This window comes from Kitasatospora terrestris (assembly GCF_039542905.1).
Lineage (GTDB): Bacteria > Actinomycetota > Actinomycetes > Streptomycetales > Streptomycetaceae > Kitasatospora > Kitasatospora terrestris.
Genome location: NZ_BAABIS010000001.1, coordinates 6,407,812 through 6,425,569, shown reverse-complemented (window position 1 = coordinate 6,425,569; position 17,758 = coordinate 6,407,812). Strand labels below are relative to the sequence as shown.

Annotated in this window: 20 protein-coding genes; 11 read left to right on the top strand and 9 right to left on the bottom strand. The window is 74.2% G+C overall.

Annotated features, from left to right (window positions below; genetic code table 11):
* Positions 1-95: 95 nt before the first annotated feature.
* From ABEB06_RS29495 to ABEB06_RS29485, 3 genes are all read left to right on the top strand, one after another.
* Positions 96-530 (top strand): pyridoxamine 5'-phosphate oxidase family protein, encoded by a 435-nt coding sequence (locus ABEB06_RS29495; RefSeq protein ID WP_345699939.1) that lies wholly within the window; start codon positions 96-98, stop codon positions 528-530.
* A 54-nt stretch (positions 531-584) separates the two neighbouring features.
* Complete coding sequence (locus ABEB06_RS29490; protein ID WP_345699938.1) at positions 585-1,040, top strand: MaoC family dehydratase; 456 nt, start codon at positions 585-587, stop codon at positions 1,038-1,040.
* Between the two features lie 170 nt (positions 1,041-1,210).
* Positions 1,211-2,524: an MBL fold metallo-hydrolase gene (locus ABEB06_RS29485; RefSeq protein ID WP_345699937.1), complete on the top strand. Its 1,314-nt coding sequence runs from the start codon at positions 1,211-1,213 to the stop codon at positions 2,522-2,524.
* On the opposite strand, the gene ABEB06_RS29480 is transcribed toward ABEB06_RS29485, so the two are convergent.
* The 3 genes from ABEB06_RS29480 to ABEB06_RS29470 form a co-directional block, all read right to left on the bottom strand.
* Positions 2,475-3,401, bottom strand: coding sequence for a DUF389 domain-containing protein (locus ABEB06_RS29480; RefSeq protein ID WP_345699936.1), 927 nt, complete (start codon positions 3,399-3,401; stop codon positions 2,475-2,477). The two genes, ABEB06_RS29485 and ABEB06_RS29480, sit on opposite strands and share 50 nt — an antisense overlap.
* A 59-nt stretch (positions 3,402-3,460) precedes the next feature.
* Entirely contained in the window at positions 3,461-3,820 is a 360-nt protein-coding gene (locus ABEB06_RS29475; RefSeq protein WP_345699935.1) for a hypothetical protein, read from the bottom strand.
* Between the two features lie 74 nt (positions 3,821-3,894).
* Positions 3,895-4,428 (bottom strand): TetR/AcrR family transcriptional regulator, encoded by a 534-nt coding sequence (locus ABEB06_RS29470; protein WP_345699934.1) that lies wholly within the window; start codon positions 4,426-4,428, stop codon positions 3,895-3,897.
* Positions 4,429-4,601: 173 nt separating this feature from the next.
* Between ABEB06_RS29470 and ABEB06_RS29465 the strand changes: the two genes are divergently transcribed.
* The 4 genes from ABEB06_RS29465 to ABEB06_RS29450 all read left to right on the top strand — a co-directional run bounded on the left by ABEB06_RS29465 (position 4,602) and on the right by ABEB06_RS29450 (position 6,768).
* Positions 4,602-5,534, top strand: a complete 933-nt coding sequence (locus ABEB06_RS29465) for an acyl-CoA thioesterase (RefSeq protein WP_345699933.1) — start codon at positions 4,602-4,604, stop codon at positions 5,532-5,534.
* A complete protein-coding gene (locus ABEB06_RS29460; RefSeq protein WP_345699932.1) occupies positions 5,521-6,195 on the top strand; it encodes a TetR family transcriptional regulator in 675 nt (224 codons plus the stop codon). Before ABEB06_RS29465 ends, ABEB06_RS29460 begins: the two co-directional genes overlap by 14 nt.
* Positions 6,196-6,330: 135 nt before the next feature.
* A complete protein-coding gene (locus tag ABEB06_RS29455; protein ID WP_345699931.1) occupies positions 6,331-6,513 on the top strand; it encodes a hypothetical protein in 183 nt (60 codons plus the stop codon).
* Between the two features lie 51 nt (positions 6,514-6,564).
* Positions 6,565-6,768, top strand: a complete 204-nt coding sequence (locus ABEB06_RS29450) for a cold-shock protein (protein WP_345699930.1) — start codon at positions 6,565-6,567, stop codon at positions 6,766-6,768.
* A gap of 30 nt (positions 6,769-6,798) precedes the next feature.
* Here the strand turns inward: ABEB06_RS29450 and ABEB06_RS29445 are convergent, their stop codons facing one another.
* Complete coding sequence (locus ABEB06_RS29445; protein WP_345699929.1) at positions 6,799-8,208, bottom strand: DUF2398 family protein; 1,410 nt, start codon at positions 8,206-8,208, stop codon at positions 6,799-6,801.
* 367 nt (positions 8,209-8,575) lie between these two features.
* Between ABEB06_RS29445 and ABEB06_RS29440 the strand changes: the two genes are divergently transcribed.
* Positions 8,576-9,262 carry a lysoplasmalogenase gene (locus ABEB06_RS29440; RefSeq protein WP_345699928.1) on the top strand — a complete coding sequence of 229 codons (687 nt, stop codon included), beginning with the start codon at positions 8,576-8,578 and terminating at the stop codon, positions 9,260-9,262.
* 53 nt (positions 9,263-9,315) lie between these two features.
* Here the strand turns inward: ABEB06_RS29440 and ABEB06_RS29435 are convergent, their stop codons facing one another.
* The 3 genes from ABEB06_RS29435 to ggt all read right to left on the bottom strand — a co-directional run bounded on the left by ABEB06_RS29435 (position 9,316) and on the right by ggt (position 12,727).
* Positions 9,316-9,885 carry a hypothetical protein gene (locus tag ABEB06_RS29435; protein ID WP_345699927.1) on the bottom strand — a complete coding sequence of 190 codons (570 nt, stop codon included), beginning with the start codon at positions 9,883-9,885 and terminating at the stop codon, positions 9,316-9,318.
* Between the two features lie 148 nt (positions 9,886-10,033).
* On the bottom strand, positions 10,034-10,837 hold the full coding sequence (locus ABEB06_RS29430) for an exodeoxyribonuclease III (protein WP_345699926.1): 804 nt from the start codon (positions 10,835-10,837) through the stop codon (positions 10,034-10,036).
* A 102-nt stretch (positions 10,838-10,939) separates the two neighbouring features.
* The gene (gene ggt / locus ABEB06_RS29425; RefSeq protein ID WP_345699925.1) at positions 10,940-12,727 is read right to left on the bottom strand and encodes a gamma-glutamyltransferase; all 1,788 of its coding nucleotides are present in this window, start codon (positions 12,725-12,727) and stop codon (positions 10,940-10,942) included.
* A 140-nt stretch (positions 12,728-12,867) separates the two neighbouring features.
* Between ggt and ABEB06_RS29420 the strand changes: the two genes are divergently transcribed.
* Positions 12,868-13,443, top strand: coding sequence for an O-methyltransferase (locus ABEB06_RS29420; protein ID WP_345699924.1), 576 nt, complete (start codon positions 12,868-12,870; stop codon positions 13,441-13,443).
* A 20-nt stretch (positions 13,444-13,463) separates the two neighbouring features.
* Here ABEB06_RS29420 and ABEB06_RS29415 read toward each other — a convergent pair whose 3' ends face one another.
* A complete protein-coding gene (locus ABEB06_RS29415; protein WP_425559715.1) occupies positions 13,464-14,561 on the bottom strand; it encodes an ROK family glucokinase in 1,098 nt (365 codons plus the stop codon).
* 310 nt (positions 14,562-14,871) lie between these two features.
* Here ABEB06_RS29415 and ABEB06_RS29410 point away from each other — a divergent pair, with 310 nt between their 5' ends.
* Positions 14,872-15,954 (top strand): alpha/beta hydrolase, encoded by a 1,083-nt coding sequence (locus tag ABEB06_RS29410; protein ID WP_345699923.1) that lies wholly within the window; start codon positions 14,872-14,874, stop codon positions 15,952-15,954.
* A gap of 61 nt (positions 15,955-16,015) precedes the next feature.
* Here the strand turns inward: ABEB06_RS29410 and ABEB06_RS29405 are convergent, their stop codons facing one another.
* On the bottom strand, positions 16,016-16,984 hold the full coding sequence (locus ABEB06_RS29405; RefSeq protein ID WP_345699922.1) for a glycoside hydrolase family 16 protein: 969 nt from the start codon (positions 16,982-16,984) through the stop codon (positions 16,016-16,018).
* Positions 16,985-17,344: 360 nt separating this feature from the next.
* Here ABEB06_RS29405 and ABEB06_RS29400 point away from each other — a divergent pair, with 360 nt between their 5' ends.
* Entirely contained in the window at positions 17,345-17,734 is a 390-nt protein-coding gene (locus tag ABEB06_RS29400) for a hypothetical protein (protein WP_345699921.1), read from the top strand.
* Positions 17,735-17,758 lie beyond the last annotated feature (24 nt).

Sequence of the window (17,758 nt, the reverse complement as noted above, 5' to 3'; positions counted from 1 at the left end):
CGCCGCCCCGCGCGGGCCGGAATCGGCCACTGCCGCCCAGCTCAGGGACCATGGGCCCTACTGCACCGCAGCCCCGGGCGGGCAGCATCGACGGTATGGATCCTGACAAGCGCGTGGAGACCCTGAGCGACGCCGAGTGCCGCCGCCTGCTCGGCACCGTGCCCGTCGGACGGGTGGTGTACACCGAGCACGCCCTGCCGGCGGTGCTGCCGGTGTCCTTCCGGGCGGTCCCGGACGGGCGGCTGGTGCTGGCCCTGCGTCCGGGGTCCAGCACCGCCCGCGCGCTGGACGGCACGGTCGCCGCCCTGCAGGCCGACGAGCTCGACCCGGCCGGGCGGAGCGGCTGGAGCGTCCTGGTGCACGGCCGCGCCGAGCTGGTCCGCGACCCGGCCGAGCACGCCGCGCTGCTGCGCGAGGGCCCGCGCCCGTGGATCGGCGAGGACCGGCCGACCTTCGTGGTGCTCACCCCGGAGCTGATCAGCGGACGGCGGCTGCGGCCTGCGCGGGAGCGGGCGGGCGCTGACAAGTGACCGACTGGTAGGCATACTCTCCGGCAGTCCGTCCACCTGCTTCTGGAGAGCACCTTGACGACCTTCGCGTCCCTCGCCGACCTGACCGCCGCCGTCGGCACCGAGCTCGGCACCAGCGAGTGGCACACCATCGACCAGGCGAGGGTCGACCTGTTCGCCGAGGCGACCGGTGACCACCAGTGGATCCACGTCGACCCGGCCCGCGCCAAGGAGAGCCCGTTCGGCGGCACCATCGCGCACGGCTACCTGACGCTCTCGCTGATCCCGGTGCTCGCCAAGGAGTGCTACGCAGTCGAGGGGATCCGGATGGCCCTCAACTACGGCTCGGAGAAGGTCCGCTTCCCCGCCCCGCTCCCGGTCGGCACCGCCGTCCGCGCCACCGCCGTGCTGGTCTCCGCCGACGAGGTGCCCGGCGGCGTGCAGGCCACCGTCCGCTTCACCATCACCAGCGAGCAGAGCCCGAAGCCGCACTGCGTCGCGGAGACGATCACCCGCTTCTACGCCGCCTGACCCCGCACCGCTCTCCGCACCGCACCGCACGCAGCACCGCACGCCCCGGCACGCCGACCGCTAACCCGATCGGCGTGCCGCGGCACGTTCTGCGGGGTAGGCGCCCGTTTTGGCCGGTAATGTCCCGTTGAGATGGTTGTCGTACGGGTGATCCCTACCGTGGAGGTGCCGTGCCCAGTCCCGTCGAGATGATCTATCGCGCCGGAGGACTGGCCGCCGAACTCGGCCTCGGCCTCCGCGACGCCAAGCGGTTCCGGACGCTGCCCCGGGAGACCTGGCACCGGATCCGCACCGACGCCTTCGGCGCCGACCCCAAGGGCGCCCGGCTGGACCGGATCCGCCGGTCCCCGCACTTCGTCGACGGCGCCTTCCGCAATCCCGTGCCCACCCGCCGCCTGGTGTACGACCGCTCCCCGCTGGAGATCACCCGGGCCCAGTTCACCGAGGCCCGTGGGCGCCGCGGGCCGTCCGCCGCCGTCCCGCTGCACCGCCTGCTGCCGGTCGAACTCGCCACGCCGCCCGCCTCGGGCCTGCGCCTGACCTGGCTCGGCCACGCCACCGTCCTCGCCGAGCTCGACGGCCGCCGGGTGCTCTTCGACCCGGTCTGGAGCGAGCGCTGCTCGCCGTTCGGGTTCACCGGGCCGAAGCGGCTGCACCCGGTCCCGATCCCGCTCACCGAACTCGGCCCGGTCGACGTGGTGGTGATCTCCCACGACCACTACGACCACCTCGACATGCCGACCGTCCAGGCGCTCGCCGCCGCCGGCGCGGACTTCGCGGTACCGCTGGGCGTCGGCGCCCACCTCGAGCACTGGGGCATCCCGGCGAAGCGGATCGTCGAGCTCGACTGGTGGCAGTCGGCCGAGGTCGCCGGGCTGAAACTCACCGCCACCCCCGCCCGCCACTACTGCAGCCGCGGCCCCCGCACCAGCAGCCACTACCTCTGGGCGTCCTGGGTGGTGGCCGGCCCGGCGCACCGGCTCTTCCACAGCGGCGACACCGGCTACTTCCCCGGCTTCGCCGAGATCGGACAGCGGTTCGGGCCGTTCGACGCCACCATGATGCAGATCGGCGCGTACAGCCCGTACTGGCCCGAGGTGCACATGACTCCCGAGGAGGGCGTCCGCGCCCACCTGGACCTCCGGGGCGCGGTGATGCTGCCGATCCACTGGTGCACCTTCAACCTGGCCCCGCACCCCTGGGAGGAGCCCGCCGAGCGGACCGTGGCCGCCGCCCAGGCGCTGGACGCGGTGCTGGTGATGCCCCGGCCCGGCAAGCCCTTCGAGCCGGCCGCCCCGCCCGCCCCCAAGCTCTGGTGGCGCGCGGTGGCGCCGGTCCCCAGCGGCTCCGAACTCCTCGTCCCCGACCACCTCGCCGCCCCGGTCCCCACCGGCCCGGCGGCCTCCGCCGCGCCGCCGGCCCCGGACCCGGCGCTCAGCGACGCAGCACCCACCGCCACGCACCCTGCTGCACCAGCAGGGTGAGCACCCCGGCGAGCACGATGCCGGCCAGGTTCAGCGCCAACTGGAGCGCGGATCCCCACGCCTGGCCGTAGTCGCCGTACGCCAGCGCCACCGCGGCGTTGGCGGCGGCGGGCACCGTGGTGACCGAGATCGCCACGCCGACCAGCGCTCCGGCCTTCGAGGAGGTCAGCGAGAGCAGTCCGGCCACACCGGCGAGGAAGGCGACCACGAAGGACATCGCGTCCGGCTGCCAGATGAACGAGGTGCTCGGCCGGGCCGCCTCGAACTTCGCCTGCGTGAACAGCCCCAGCCCGTCCATCAGCAGGCTGAATCCGACCGTCAGCACCATCGCCACGGCGAATCCCGTGACCAGCGCGTTCAAGGACCGGAGGGCGGGCCGGCCCCGGCGCTGCACGGCCGCGACGCACAGCCCGGCCAGCGGCCCGAACTCCGGACCGACCGCCATCGCGCCGACGATCAGGATCGAGCTGTCCAGCACCGCGCCGCAGGCCGCCAGCATCGTGGCGACCGTCAGGAAAGCCAGGTAGACGGCGGTGAGCGTGGACTCCTCGTGGGTGATCTCGGCGACCGCCTCCCACACCAGCGCGTCCGCGCCCTCACCGGGGGCCAGCCGCTCGGCCTCGTCCGCGGCGGCCGAGACGGTCAGCGCGGTGTCCTCCGCGGAGATCGAGCCCCGCTCCGCCAGGCCCAGCCCGCGCAGGTCGCCGAGCAGTTCGTCGGCCGACTCGCGGGCCACGTCACAGAGGACCACGTCCCCGGGCGGCCGCACCGCCGCGTCCGCCAGCAGGACCACGTGGGTGGCCCCGACGCAGTTGTCGAGCCGGTCGAGCACGGCGTCCCGCAGGTCGACGGGGACGATCAGACGCAGGTGCAGCACGGGCCCTCCGCGGGCGGGGTCGGGGATCGGACCGGGCCCACCCTAGGACGCGCGCCGCGTCAGGGCGCGTCCCGCATCGCCCGCTCGACCAGGTCGACGGCGGCGCGGGGGTCGGCGACCTCCACCACCAGCCGGGCGTAGCGCTCGTCGGCGAGCTCGATCACCACGGCCTTGGCCGGGTTGCGGACGTCCCAGAAGATCCACTCGCCGCCGCTGCGGAACGTCCCGGCGGTGATCACCCCGGGGAAGTGCGTCCCGCCCATCCGCAGGCCCTTGGACTCCCGGACGATGCCCGGGTCCACGGTGGCGCCGCGGACGTTGCCGAGCGGTATCTCGATCCGGCTCTTGATCGCCCAGAGCTTGTCCAGCCCCTCGATCTCGACGACGAGGGTGCCGTCGGTGACGCTCAGACGTGCCATGTGAACGGCTCCTTGGTGGTGGTGACGGTGCGGCGGTGACGGTGCGGCGTTGACGGTGCGGCGGTGTCTGACCCTCAGGCCCGCAGGTGATCGGTGAGCGCCAGGACGGCCCCGGCGGCGGGCCGGCCGCCGGACGCGCGGCTGCGCAGCCGCAGCCCGAGCACCGCGGCCGCCAGCGCCTCGGCCAGCGCGGGCCGCCCGGCGGCGCCCGGCACCCGGCCGATCGCCGCCTCCAGCGCGCCCAGCCCCTCGGCGACCAGTTCGGCCGCCTCCGGGTCCACCGGTGCCCGCTCGACCGCGGCGAGCAGCAGGAGCCCGGCGGCCGGCCCGCTGTCGTACGCGGCGGCCGCCTGCGCCAGCGCCGGCCCGAGGCCGTCGGCCGTGCCGATCGCCGCGGTGAGCGGCAGCACGTCCTGGTCGAGGTGGCGGCGGAGCGCGGTGAGGTAGAGCCCCCGCTTGCTGCCGAACACCTTGTACAGACTGCCCCGGTGCACGCCCAGCCCCTGCACCAGGTCGTCCACCGAGGTGCCCTCGTAGCCGCGCTCGGCGAACAGCGCGGCAGCCGCGAGCACCGCCTCGTCCTCGTCGAAGGCCCGTGGTCGTCCCATGCCCAGACGGTACCGAGTAAGAGAACGAACGGTCAAGAACGACCGTTCCTGAACTCCGTCAGCCCAGCAACCCGTGCAGCGCCCGCGCCTCCTTCAGCAGCTTCGTCGACCCGGACCGCCCCGCCGACGCCACCACCGACACCGCCGCCCACCGGATTGCAACGTGTTCTACCATGGCCCGCGTGACAGACGCGAAGGCATCGCAGGCTCCGTACGAGCAGGGCCCGGTCGAGTTCGTCGAGCTGCTCCGGATCGAGGAGCTGGACGAGAACCTGTTCCGGGGCCACTGCCACGCGGGCGCGCCGATGCGCGCCTTCGGCGGGCAGGTGGCGGCCCAGGCGCTGACCGCTGCGGGCCGGACCGTCCCGCGCGAGCGCCTGGTCCACTCGCTGCACGGCTACTTCCTGCGGCCCGGCGACCCGACCCGGCCGATCCTCTACCAGGTGGACCGGATCCGGGACGGCGCCTCGTACGCGACCCGCCGGGTGACGGCGGTGCAGCGCGGCGAGGCGATCTTCACCATGTCCGCCTCCTTCAAGAAGCCCGAGCGGGCCTCCGAGCGGCAGCGCACCATGCCGCCGGTGCCCGGCCCGGAGGAGCTGTCCGACCCGTTCGAGGCCTGGGAGCGCAGCGCGCCCGAGGAGTACGCCAAGGCGACCATCTTCCGTTCGATGGAGATGCGCTTCATCCCCGCCGACGCCCCCGGCATGCCGCCGGAACTCCCGGGCGTCCCGCAGCAGTTCGTCTGGCTGCGGACCGGCACCCCGCTGCCCGCCGACGACCCGCTGCTGCAGGTGTGCGCGCTGACCTACCTGTCCGACCTGACCCTGGCCTCGACCACCGCGCTGCACCTGCAGCCGCACCGGGTGCAGCGCAGCGGGCCGAACCGGGTGATCCTCGCCTCGCTGGACCACGCGATGTGGTTCCACCGCCCCTTCCGCGCCGACGAGTGGCTGCTGTTCGCCCAGCGCAGCCCGTCGGCCTCCGACGGGCGGGGGCTCGCGATGGGCGAGTTCTACGACCGCGACGGGCTGCTGGTGGCCTCCGCGGTGCAGGAGACCCTGGTACGGGAACGCCCGTATCATGGGGCGGGTGACCAAGGTTGACCTGTCACCTCGTCCGGTGGAGGCGATGTCGCCCCGTCAGCTCGAACGCCGCGGGAGTCTCCTTGCGGCCGCCCTCGCCCTGGTGAACGAGACCGGCGTCGAGCGGCTCCAGATGAAACAGGTGTCGGAGCGCTCCGGCGTCGCCCTGGGCACCGCCTACCGGTACTTCTCCTCCAAGGACCACCTGCTGGCCGCCGCCATCGCCGACTGGCACCGGCGACTGCTGGCCGACCTGGTGGCCGACCCGCGCGGTGCCCGCGGCCCGGGCTCCGCCACCGAGCGGACGGTCCGCTTCGTCCGCCACGGCATGCGCGCCTACCAGCGCAGGCCCGAGCTCGCCCGGCTGCGGGTGGCGGTGGCCACCTCCACCGACCCGTTCGCCAGCGAGGCCCTGCAGGCGCTGGCCCGCGCCGACAGCGCGGCGCTGGGCGCGGTGATGCCCGAGCTGCCGGCCGCCTCCGGGGAACTGGTCCGGCACATCGTCGGCCACGCCTGGCAGGGCGAGCTCACCGCCTGGGTGACCGGCCGGACCACCCTGGACGACGCCCGCCGCCGACTGGAGGACGTGGTCCGCCTGGTGCTCGCGCCGCACGGGACCGGGGCCGCCGCACTGGTACGACCTGGTGAGGGCCACGCCGGAGCCGGTCGCCCGTCCGGGTGAATCCGCACCAACCGCCGATGACCGTTCGGGCACGACGCCACCCGTGCGGCGCCCGGGAAGACCGACGCCCACAGCCCGTCCAGTCTTCACCTGCGCGTCGTGACCGTTTAACACCTGGCTGGAATGCTCGACCCCATGCTCCACACCAGTCCCAGCGCCCGGACCGACGCGGGCCGCCCGCGCTTCCCGCTGCCGAAGCGGCACCGCCGCGTGCTCGCCTGCGCCGCCGTCGCCGCCTCCATCGCGCTCGGCACCCTCGGTGTCGGCGCCACCGTGGAGACCGTCCGACAGGGCACCGAGGTCTCCGCCGCGCGCTGAGCCTCCCGCGGGCCGATACTTTCTGTGATCGGCAGCTGGAAGGAGCGGGCCATGAACACCGGCACCGTCAAGTGGTTCAACATCCACCACGCGTACGGCTACATCACCCCGGACGAGGGCGGCCCCGAGGTCGCCGTCTACTACGACTCCGTCGTCGGCACCGAGGACCGCATCCTCCACGAGGGCCAGCGGGTGGAGTACAACCAGACCCTCCAGGAGTTCCGACCCGTCGCCGAGCAGGTCCGCCCCATCTGACCGCGGGCGGCCCCGCCGCCCGGGCCGAGGTCAGGCCGGGCGGCGCCGGCGGGGCGGTGCGGCCGGGGGCCGGGAGTGGCGGCCGGAGCCGGGGGCCGGGTGGAGCTCGGCCTGCGGCGCGTACCGGGCGGCGGGGGCCCGCAGGACCCAGTTGCGGCCGGCCGGCGCGATCAGACCCATCCGGTGCAGCAGGTCGAGCGCGTCGCGCCGGAACGCGGTCAGGTCCGCCAGGTAGCCCGGCTCCCAGCCCTCCCGCAGGCCGTGCTCGTCGGTGATGTCGCCGAGCGCGCCGTCTATCAGCGCGTCGGGCACCAGCACGGCGGGCGGCGCGGCCTCCTCGGGCAGCGGTCGCAGCTCCTCCACCAGCCGCTCGACCAGCAGCAGTGCCGCCTGCGGCAGCGTCCCGGTGCCGGGCAGCGCGAGGTCGGTCAGCTCGTCCGCCGGGTCGAGCAGGGCGACGCCCTCGGCGCGGATCTCCGCTTCCAACCCGAGGAAGTCCGCGAACAGCTCCGTCTCCGCCCGCTGCCGTCCGACCAGCCAGCTCCGCTCGTCGGGCGCCAGCTCGTCGAGCAGCACCACCGGCGTCTCGACCAGCAGCCGTCGGACCGCCAGTTGCGGCCCGGCCGAGGTCGGTTCGGCCTGCGGCGCGAGCGCGACGGCGAGCTCGCGGTCCGCCTCGCCGTCCGCGTCGAGGACCTGCCACTCCGTCAGCACCCGGCGCACCTCGGGGCGGAACGCGGCGACCTCCCGCCCCTCGGCCAGTCCGGCGAGCGCGAGGGCGAGTTCGGCGTACCCGGCGGGCTCGAAGCCGGGCAGTCCGCGCCCCGGCAGCGGGGCCTTGCGCAGCCGCGCGTACGTCGGGCCGACCGCGAGCGAGTAGCCGAGCAGCTCGCGGAAGCGGGCGGTGAGCCAGCCCGCGTGCCGGCGTATCAGCGGGAACCCGGCGCCGTGCGGTCCGCCGGCGGTGACCAGAGGCTGGGCGAGCAGCAGGCGGGCGGCGGCCCGGCGTTCGGCGGCGGTCTCGGGCTGGTCGGCCGCGGGCGCGCGCTCGGGTTTGCGGTGGCGTCCGCCCGCCGCGGTGCCGCGCGGTTCGACCGGGCCGGCACCGTCACGGCGGCTCCGCCGGTAACCGGCCGGGCGGGTCCGCAGCGAGGCGGGGTGCGCGGTCGGTCCGTGCCACCAGCTGGTGTCGGGCGAGTCCGCGCAGGAGGGCCCCGGCGCCCCGCCGAGGTGGCGGGCGCCGTACAGGCCGAAGACGGCGGCGTAGAGCGCGTCGGCGTCCTCGGGCGGCGCCTGGGCGAAGCGGTCGGCGAGCCGCTCGGCGCACGGGTACAGGCCGGTGCGCGCAGGGGCGAGGAGCCGCCCCGCCCCGCCCGCGCGCCCGATCCCCGTGCCACCGGGCGCCTCCCCGGCGCCGGTCGCGTACTCGTGCCGCTCCATGTCGTCCCCCAGCCTAAGGGGTGGTCGGACCGCCCCGTCCCGGGATCCGGCGGGGCGGTGGGGATTTCGGCCGGACCCTTGCCCACGGGCCTCACCGTCGCGGAACCGGTCTCGTACCGCTTCCACCCCGACGGGGACGGGCAGGGCTGCGCCCCGCGGGACACCGCGACCGGTCTCGGCATGCGCCCCGTCCACGTCCCGACCGAGAACACCGGCACCTACAATCCCCTCCGGGTCGCTACTCACGAGTACGCCCCGATCGCCCGGGACCTCGCCGAGGCCCGGACCTGGGGTGACCGGCTCCGCCGCCTCGCCGTGGGCCCGGCCGGCAGCCCGTCCGCACCGACCGCCCGGAGGGCACCACCGCATGAACCCCACCCGCCGCCTCAAGGCCGCCCGCGGGCTGCTCGGCGCCTTCGCCGCCACCTCGGTCGCCCACCTCGGCGCCATCGCCACCGGCGCCACCGCGCTGCAGCACGCCACCAAGCCCGCGCTGATGCCGCTGCTCGCCGCGCAGACGCTGGCCGCGAAGCCCGGCGCGCCCAAGCTGCTGGCGCCCGCGCTGCTCGCCGGCGCCGCCGGTGACGTGCTGCTGCAGGTCGGCGGGGACACCGCGTTCCTGGCCGGCATGGGATCGTTCGCGGCGGCGCACGTCTGCTACGTGACGATGTTCGTCCAGCGGGGCGCGCTGGACGAGCGGCGCCGGACGCTGCTCACGGCGGCCGCGTACGCCACCGCCTGGGCCACCCTGATCAGCCGGTTGTGGCCGGGGCTCGGCGGCCTCCAGATCCCCGTGGCCGCGTACAGCCTGCTGCTCGCCTCGACCGCCGTCACCTCCGCCGGCCTCGGCCTGCGCACCGGCGCCGGCGGCGCGCTGTTCCTGCTCTCGGACACCCTGATCGCGACCCGCCTGGCGGGCTGGACCCCGCTCCCGGCCCAGAACTTCCTGATCATGGCGACCTACATCGCGGCCCAGTACCTCCTCGCCACCGGGCTGACGGCGAACGCGCAGAAGGGGCGCGAGGAGCTGAGCACCCAGCCGGCGACTGCGTAGTGCGCGGCTGGGCGCGCAGTTCCTCGCGCCCCTTCTGCGATTGCCCGCCGCTCTCAGGCCTCGCGCCGTCGCAGCAGCCAGAAGCCGCCGATGCCCGCGACCACCAGTGCTCCGCCGGCGGCGAGCTGGCGGCCGTCGGTGGCGATCGACCCGCCGACGCCGGTGTCGACGCCGCCGTGCGGGGTGTCGTGGCCGGCGGCCCACTCGCCGGCCCCGCCCGCGCCGCCGGTGCCGGAGACGGCGACCGCGCCGACGAAGGCGTCACCGTTGGGGCACTTGCCGTCGACGCCCCACGAGGTGTCCTTGGTGGACCTCTTGCTGAGGGCGACGGACAGGTCCTCCTTGGAGACCAGCCTGGCGGTGCCGGAGTACTTGCCGTCCGGGCCGACGGTGAGGGTCGCGGAGCCGCCGACGAACGCCTGCGAGGCGGCGGTGACGGTCTTCACCGAGCTGGTGTCACAGGTGACGCTGACCGCCACCGACTGGCCCGGGGCGGCCTCGGCGGGGCTGACCCAGGCGGGCTCGCTGTCCTTCGCGGACGCGGCGGTGGTCGCGGCGGCGGTGAGCCCGAGCAGGGCGGTCGCGCCCAGCAGGGCGGCTGCGGCCGTACGCGTGCGGCGCATGCCGGTACCTCCGGTTCTCCGGTGCAGCGGGGGACGCTGTCGTCCGCGTGATCGATCCGCTACAACCGGTTACCGAAGACGCTAGGCGGCGCCCACCCGTACGGCCAATGGGCAAGGCCGTTCGAGACGTTCCATTCACGCAGCGTGACTACAGCTCCAGGTCGGTGACGACCGGAGCGTGGTCGGAGGTGCCCTTGCCCTTGCGGGCCTCGCGGTCGACGTAGCTGTCGGTCACGGCGTCGGCGAAGGCCTTGTTGCCGTAGGTGAGGTCGATCCGCATGCCTCGGTTCTTCGGGAAGGCCAGCTGGCGGTAGTCCCAGTAGGTGTAGGGGCGGTCGTACTTGAGCGGGCGCGGCAGGACGTCCTGGAGGCCGGCCTCCTGCAGGGCGGTGAGGGCGGCGCGCTCGGGGGCGGTCACGTGGGTCAGGCCCTCGAAGGCGGCGACGTCGAAGACGTCCTCGTCGGTCGGGGCGACGTTGAAGTCGCCGAGGACGGCGAACGGGCGGGCGCCCGCGGCGTCCTCGCGGATCACGTCCCGCAGGGTCTCCAGCCACTGGAGCTTGTAGGCGTAGTGCGCGTGGTCGACCTCGCGGCCGTTGGGCACGTACACCGACCAGACCCGGACCGGGCCGCAGGTGGCGCCGATGGCGCGCGGCTCGACGACGGGGAGCATCGCGTCGTCGGCGAGGAAGCCGGGCTGGTCGGGCAGGTCGCGGACGACGTCCTCGAAGCCGAGCTTGGAGAGGATGGCGACGCCGTTCCACCGGCCGGTGCCGTGGGCCTCGGTGCGGTACCCGAGCTCGGCGACGGCGTCGTACGGGAACGCGTCGGTGGAGCACTTGAGCTCCTGGAGGCAGAGCACGTCGGGCGCGGCGCTCTCCAGCCACTCCAGGAGTTTGGGCAGCCGGGCGGTGACGGAGTTGATGTTCCAGGTGGCGATGCGGACGGTCACGGCGGGCGGCCTTCCCAGGCGGTGGACGGGGCAGGCGCGACCCGAAGGCACGCCCACCCCGAACATACCGCCCGGCACCGACACGGCCGGGGAGCGGTGGTCTCAGCCCGCCGGATGCACCACCGCGGCCGCCCCGCCGCCGCGCCGGGCCGGTTCGGCGGCGGCCAGCCAGCGGCCGTCGGGCAGCCGTTCCACACCCGTCGCGGCGCCGATCTCGGCGACCGGGGTGAACACGTGGCCGAGCGCCTCCAGCCGGGCCCGCTCGGGCAGCGCGAGGAAGCCGGGTTCGGCCTGGGTGGCGGCGGTGTTGCGCTGGCTGGCGCGCGGCGCCGCGATCGCCTGCTCCAGCGTCATGCCGCGGTCGAGCCGGTTGGTCAGCACCTGGAGCACGGTGGTGATGATGGTCGCCCCGCCGGGCGAGCCGGCCGCGAGCACCGGCTTCCCGTCGCGCAGCACGACGGTCGGCGACAGCGAGGAGCGCGGGCGCTTGCCGGGGCCGGGCAGGTTCGGGTCGGGGGTGCCCGGGACGACCGGGGTGAAGGAGAAGTCCGTCAGCTCGTTGTTGAGCAGGAAGCCCCGCCCGGGGACGGTGATGCCGCTGCCGCCGGTCTGCTCGATGGTCAGCGTGTACGAGACGACGTTGCCCCAGCGGTCGGCGACCGTCAGGTGGCTGGTGGACAGGCCCTCGTACGGCTCCGGCGCGGCCGGCCCGGAGGCGGCGCAGGCGGCCGGGTGGGCCGGGTCGCCGGGGGCGACCGGACTGGTCAGCGCGCGGCCGGGGTCGAGCAGGCAGGAGCGGGCCGCGGCGAAGGCGGGCGAGAGCAGCCCGGCCGTCGGGACGTCGCTGAACGCCGGGTCGCCGACCCAGCGGTTGCGGTCGGCGAAGGCGATCCGGCTCGCGTCCAGGTAGCGGTGGAGCGAGGCGGTCGGGTCGGCGGGCTCGGGCCGCTGGGAGAGGATGCCGAGCGCCTCGCCGACGGTGGTGCCGCCGGAGGAGGCCGGCGCCATCGAGTAGACGTCGTACCCCCGGTACCCGACCCTGGTCGGCTCCCGGCGGATCACCCGGTACGCGGCGAGGTCGGCGGCGTCCACCCGGCCGGGCCGGGCGTTGCGCCCGGAGGCGGGGTCGACCGGCGGGTGCTGCAGGGTGCGCACCACGTCCGCGCCGATCGGGCCCCGGTACAGCGCGTCCGTGCCGCGCCGGCCGAGCTCCCGGTAGGTGGCGGCCAGGTCCGGGTTGCGCAGGGTCGAGCCGACGGCGGGCGGCCGGCCGCCGGGCAGGAAGAGCTCCCGGGTGGCGGGGAAGTCCTGGAAACGGGCCTGGTTGGCCGCCGTCTGGTCGTAGAACGTCTGGTCCACGGTGAAGCCGCGCTCGGCGATCCGCTCGGCGGGGCGCAGCACCTCGGCGAGGGACCGGGTGCCCCACAGCCGCAGCGCCTGCTCCCAGGTGGCCGCGGTGCCGGGGACGCCCACGGACAGGCCGCTGGTCACGGCGTCGGCGAAGGGCAGCGGGGCGCCGTTCTCCAGGAACAGGCCCTGGTCGGCGGTGCGGGAGGCGGTCTCCCGGCCGTCCAGGGTGGAGACCCGGTGGGTGCGGGCGTCGTAGTGGACGAGGAAGCCGCCGCCGCCGATGCCGGTCGAGTACGGCTCGGTGACCCCGAGCGCCGCGGCGGTCGCCACCGCAGCGTCGACCGCGTTGCCGCCGCGGCGCAGCACCTCGATCCCGGCGGCGGTGGCGTCTGCGTCGACGCTGGCCACCGCGCCGCCGTAGCCCACCGCCTCGGGCGCTTTGGGCGGGGCGCCCGGCGCCGCCTGGGCGGGGACGGCGGTGAGACAGAAGAGACCGGTGGCGAGAAGGAGCGTCGGAAAGAGTCCGGCCGGTGACCGCATGCGAGCCTCCTGATTCGGCGTCAGTTCACCGTTGTCCCACAGCCGACGCGGACCGGACAACAGGGCGTCGACCTGACGAAGTGTCCGGCCGGACCCGATAAGCCGTGGCGGAGACCACCGGCAGTGATCACAATTCGCGCATGGATGACACCGTCACGCACCGTCCCGCCGTCCTCACCGCGCTGCGGCGGGCCGCCGAACCGTCGGGCTTCACCCTCTCCTGCGAGGAGCGGACCGGTTCGCTGCTGGCCACCCTGGCGGCCGCCCGGCCCGGCGGACGGATCCTCGAGCTCGGCACCGGCATCGGGGAGGGCGCCGCCTGGCTGCTCAGCGGGATGGACGCCGGCGCGACGCTGGTCACCGTGGAGCTGGACGACACCCTGCAGGCCGTCGCCCGGCAGGCGTTCACCGGGGACCCGCGGGTCGAGTTCGTCGCGGGTGACGGCGGGGCCTGGCTGGAGACGTACGCGGGCGAGCCCTTCGACCTCGTCTTCGCCGACACCCGGCCGGGCAAGTTCACCCACCTGGACCACGCCCTGGCGCTGGTCGCCCCGGGCGGCCTCTACGTGGTCGACGACCTGCTCCCGCAGCCCGGCTGGCCCGACGGCCACCAGGCGGCGGTCGACAAGCTGGTCGTCGACCTGCTCTCCCGCCCGGACTTCCGCACCGTCCGGATGAACTGGTCCTCCGGGCTGCTGCTGGCCGCCCGGCAGTAGCGCCCCGGGCCCGGCCGGCCCTACTGCCGGGTGCGGTGGCGCTTGATGGTGCGGAAGCGGCGGGCGACCTGCCGGGCCAGGTCGGCGGCGCCGACCAGGCCGGCCTCGTTGCCGAGGGCGGCGTGCACGATGCCCGCCTCGGGACGGAAGCCGCGGCCGGTGAGGGTGCGGGCGAAGGCGTCCCGGGCGGGGCCCAGCAGCAGGTCGCCGGCCTCGGAGACGCCGCCGCCGATCACGAACCGCCCCGGGTCGAGGGCGGCGGCGAGGTTGGCGATCCCGACGCCGAGCCACCGGCCGACCTCGTAGAGCAGCTCGACCGCGACCGCGTCGCCGTCCCGCGCGGCCTGGGTGACCAGCGGACCGGTGATCGCCTCCGGGCTGCCGCCGGCCCGGGCGAGCAGCGGCTGGACGACGGGCGACTCCTCGACGGCGAGCTCGCGGGCCTCGCGGACCAGCGCGTTGCCGGAGGAGTACTGCTCCCAGCAGCCCCGGTTGCCGCACGGGCAGCGGTGCCCGCCGGGCACCACCTGCATGTGGCCGAACTCGCCGGCCAGCCCGTACTTGCCCCGGTCGACGTACCCGTCGCGGACGACGGCGCCGCCGATCCCGGTGCCGAGCGTGATCATCACCATGTGGTCCTCGCCGCGGCCGGCACCGAAGCGCCACTCGGCCCAGGCGGCGGCGTTGGCGTCGTTCTCGACCACCACGGGGAAGCGCAGCCGGGCGCTGAGCGCGTCCCGGAGGGGTTCGCCCCGCCAGTTGAGGTGGGGGGCGAAGAGCACCGTGGAGCGGTCGGCGTCGACCCAGCCGGCGGCGCCGACGCCGACCGCGTGGACGTCGTGCTTGTCGGCGAGCTGGAGGACCAGGTCGACGATGACGTCCTCGACGACCTTGGGGCTCTTGCTCTTGTGGGGGGTCTCGGTGCGGACGCTGTCGAGCACCCGGCCCTCGCCGTCGACCACGCCGGCGACGACCTTGGTGCCCCCGATGTCGACGCCGATGGTGGGCAGTCGCAGGACGCTGGCGGGCAGGGCGCGGCGGCGGCGTTCGGCGCGCGGGCCGAGGCCCAGCAGGTTGGGCAGGACCGCGGGGCGGCCGCCGCCGGTGGGGCTGGTCACGGGTGGGAACGCTCCTTCGGTCAGGTCCGGGTCAGGGTCTGGCAAAAGTCGGTCGTCTCCGACCATCCTGCCCGGGCGCAAGCCTCCCGCCCTGGCAGACTAGGCTCGATTCATACAGCGGATTCTCACGAAAACGTGACGTTCCTCTCAGGTTTCCGCCGACTTCGGGAGCAACTGATCGTCCGTTCCCTGCTGTCTGATCACTTTGAAGCAATCTCCGGGCGGGTGGCCCGGGCAGCCAGCGATCCGGATACGAGACTCATCCATGCAACTGACAGGCACACCGTTCCTCATCGTCACGATCGTCCTCGTGCCGATCTCCATCGCGGCGGCGCTGCTGCTGTGGGGCCGGGTCCGCGGGCCGCAGCCGGTACAGGTGCTGTCCAGACTGGGAATGCTGCTGCTCTGTCAGTTCACGGCGGTCCTGATGGTCTTCGTCATGGTGAACAACGCCAACCTCATCTACGGCAACTGGGACGACCTGCTGGGCACCGGCAACCACGTGCGGGCGGTGCCGCAGGTGCCGCCGGCGGACGGGGGCGGCCCGGCGGGGACGTCGAACGAGAACAAGCGGGCGAAGGTCGTCCAGTCCTTCAGGGCGGTCAACGACCCGAAGGTCCCCGGTGACGTGCAGACCACCGACCTGAAGGGCCAGCTGTCCGGGATCGACGGCGAGGTGCTGGTCTGGCTGCCGCCGCAGTACAACGACCCGGCGTACAAGGACAAGACCTTCCCGGTGGTCGAGCTGCTGCCGGGCTGGCCGGGCTCGTCGAAGACCTGGTACGGCACGCTGAAGGTGTCCGAGCAGCTGAAGCCGCTGATGGCGAAGGGCGAGATCACCCCGTTCATCCTGATCTCGCCGCGGACGAACCTGCTGGGCGACACCACCGACACCGGCTGCGCCGACGTGCCGGGCAAGGTGAACGCGGAGACCTGGCTGAGCCGGGACGTGCCGCAGATGGTGCTGGACAACTTCCGGGCCGACGCCTCGCCGGACCGCTGGGCGGTCGCCGGCTACTCGGCGGGCGGCCACTGCGCGACGAAGCTCGCGGTCTCCCACCCGGAGCGCTACCGCGCCGGGGTCAGCCTCTCCGGCTACAACGACCCGGGCCAGGAGCCGGCCTCGCTGACCGCGAAGGACGCCCGGCTGCGGGACGCCGCCAACCCGCTGAACATCCTCAAGGGCGCCGCCCACCCGCCGAAGGTGGCGCTGTACATGAGCGGCAACAAGGGCGACGGCTACGAGGCCGCCGAGGCGCTGCGGGCGGTCGCGAAGGCGCCGACCACGGTGGTGCCGGTGGAGACCACCGGCCCGCACGCCAGCGACGTGTGGAAGCCGATGATCCCCGGCATCTTCACCTGGCTGAGCGGGATCATCCCGGCCGGCCACTGACCGGACGCGGACGGCGGAGGGCGGGTCCGTACGGACCCGCCCTCCGCCGTGCGTACCGCGGTCAGCCCTTCGGCAGGGTGTCCACGAAGTCGGTGCCGGCGCTGTAGAAGCCGTCCACGGTCTTCTGGACGTCGGCGTAGGGGACCGCCGCGTTGTCCTTGTAGTAGAACCAGTTGACCTTCAGGTTCCAGGTGCGCTGACCGCCGAGGGCCGGCATCAGGTCGATGAACCAGTTGCTGAAGTGGACGTCCATCTTCTCGCGCGGGACGTACTTGCCGGTGCTGGTGAACAGCTCCTTGCCGTCCATGGAGTAGGTGGCCTTCCCGTCCACGGAGGTGACCATCATGATGTGCCAGCCCTCGAAGCGCTGCTTGTGGGGCTTGGTCACGCGGTCCGGCGGATCGGCCTTGAACCAGCTGGTGGTGTCGAGCTGCGGCCCCGGCGCGCCCCAGCCGCCGTTCGGCATGTACTCGTAGTCGAGCTCGCTGTAGTTCGCCGAGTCGTCCGCGGGCGAGATCGGGAAGTACGACTGGACGACGTGGTCGCCGTTCTTGCCGCCGGCGGGCTTGTCGCTGAGGTAGACCCGGGCCGCGTAGGTCCCGTTGAAGAGCTTGGTGCCGGTGCTCTGGATCTCGACCTGCTTGGTGCCCTTCTGGGTGCCGTCGGTGGTCGCCTGCAGCTGCAGGGTCCGACCGCCCTGGGCGGTGGTGTCGGCGGGGAAGCTCGCGCCCGCGTTCGACCAGGTGTCCTTGATGCCCGGGCCGCCCCCGCCGTTGCGGACCTCCCAGCCGTGGGCGGTCAGCGCCGGGTCGTCGGCGCCGGTGTAGTGGAAGGTGTCGAACAGCGTCCCGGGCGGCCCGGTCGGGGTCGGCGAGGCGCTGGCGCCGGACCCGCCCTTCCCGGACCCGTCGGTGCCGTCGCCGCCGCCGGACGCCGCGCCGCTCGAACAGGCGGTGAGGACGCACAGCAGGGTCGGCAGGGTGAGCACGCTCCACGCGCGGCGACGACGTATGCGGCGGGGCTGGCTCACTCGGGCTCCTTGGGGCGTACTGGCTCGCACGTGCGCACTGGTCACATGAGGGGGTCATCCTAACGGGGGCCGCAAGACCCGCCGCAGCGCCCCCTCGACGCTTCCGGAAGCACGGAGTCCGAGGTCAACGGTGCGTGCACGCCTACACGCAAATACGCGCCGCTCGTCATTTCGATCCGATTACAACACTTCGACAGATCAGGCCAAATCCACCCATCGGGCTCAATTCGATTCAGGCCCGTGCACTAGCGTTCGCCCTACGCTCCCGCGGTCTACGTACCCTGCACTGAAAGGCGTCGCAAGGTGCGCCCAGTCATCACTCCCATCGAACGCGGATCGGCACCCGAACCACCGTCTGACGTGTACGAGTCGAGTCTCGAAGAGGCCGCTCCCGCTCCGGTGTTCGTCTCCCAGTCCGGTCGACGCGGCCGTCTGCTGCGCGGCCTCGGCTGGCCGGTCTCGGTGGTCGGCGCGATCCTGGCGATCGCCATGGGCAGCAGCCTGGTCGGCGGGCAGGCGGACGCTCCGGCGATGGAGATCCCCGTGCAGCCCTCGCAGGCGCCGGCCCCGTCGCCCACACCCTCGGCCTCGCCCTCCCCCACCCCGTCGCACTCGCCGTCCGGGTCGGCCTCGCCCAAGACGCCGTCCCGCTCCACGAGCCCCTCGACGAAGACGTCGGGCACGTCGAAGCCGACGACCACCGCACCGCGCGGGGCGACGCCCTCGGGCCAGTCGACCAAGCACCCCTGAACCTCCGCACCACCCATCTCCAGG

Bases quoted from the DNA above. Each gene is read 5' to 3' on its own strand.
- ABEB06_RS29495 (WP_345699939.1), top strand. From the start codon at position 96: ATGGATCCTGACAAGCGCGTGGAGACCCTGAGCGACGCCGAGTGCCGC.
- ABEB06_RS29475 (WP_345699935.1), bottom strand. From the start codon at position 3,820: ATGGCACGTCTGAGCGTCACCGACGGCACCCTCGTCGTCGAGATCGAG.
- ABEB06_RS29470 (WP_345699934.1), bottom strand. From the start codon at position 4,428: ATGGGACGACCACGGGCCTTCGACGAGGACGAGGCGGTGCTCGCGGCT.
- ABEB06_RS29465 (WP_345699933.1), top strand. From the start codon at position 4,602: ATGGCCCGCGTGACAGACGCGAAGGCATCGCAGGCTCCGTACGAGCAG.
- ABEB06_RS29455 (WP_345699931.1), top strand. From the start codon at position 6,331: ATGCTCCACACCAGTCCCAGCGCCCGGACCGACGCGGGCCGCCCGCGC.
- ABEB06_RS29450 (WP_345699930.1), top strand. From the start codon at position 6,565: ATGAACACCGGCACCGTCAAGTGGTTCAACATCCACCACGCGTACGGC.
- ABEB06_RS29445 (WP_345699929.1), bottom strand. From the start codon at position 8,208: ATGGAGCGGCACGAGTACGCGACCGGCGCCGGGGAGGCGCCCGGTGGC.
- ABEB06_RS29440 (WP_345699928.1), top strand. From the start codon at position 8,576: ATGAACCCCACCCGCCGCCTCAAGGCCGCCCGCGGGCTGCTCGGCGCC.
- ABEB06_RS29435 (WP_345699927.1), bottom strand. From the start codon at position 9,885: ATGCGCCGCACGCGTACGGCCGCAGCCGCCCTGCTGGGCGCGACCGCC.
- ggt (WP_345699925.1), bottom strand. From the start codon at position 12,727: ATGCGGTCACCGGCCGGACTCTTTCCGACGCTCCTTCTCGCCACCGGT.
- ABEB06_RS29420 (WP_345699924.1), top strand. From the start codon at position 12,868: ATGGATGACACCGTCACGCACCGTCCCGCCGTCCTCACCGCGCTGCGG.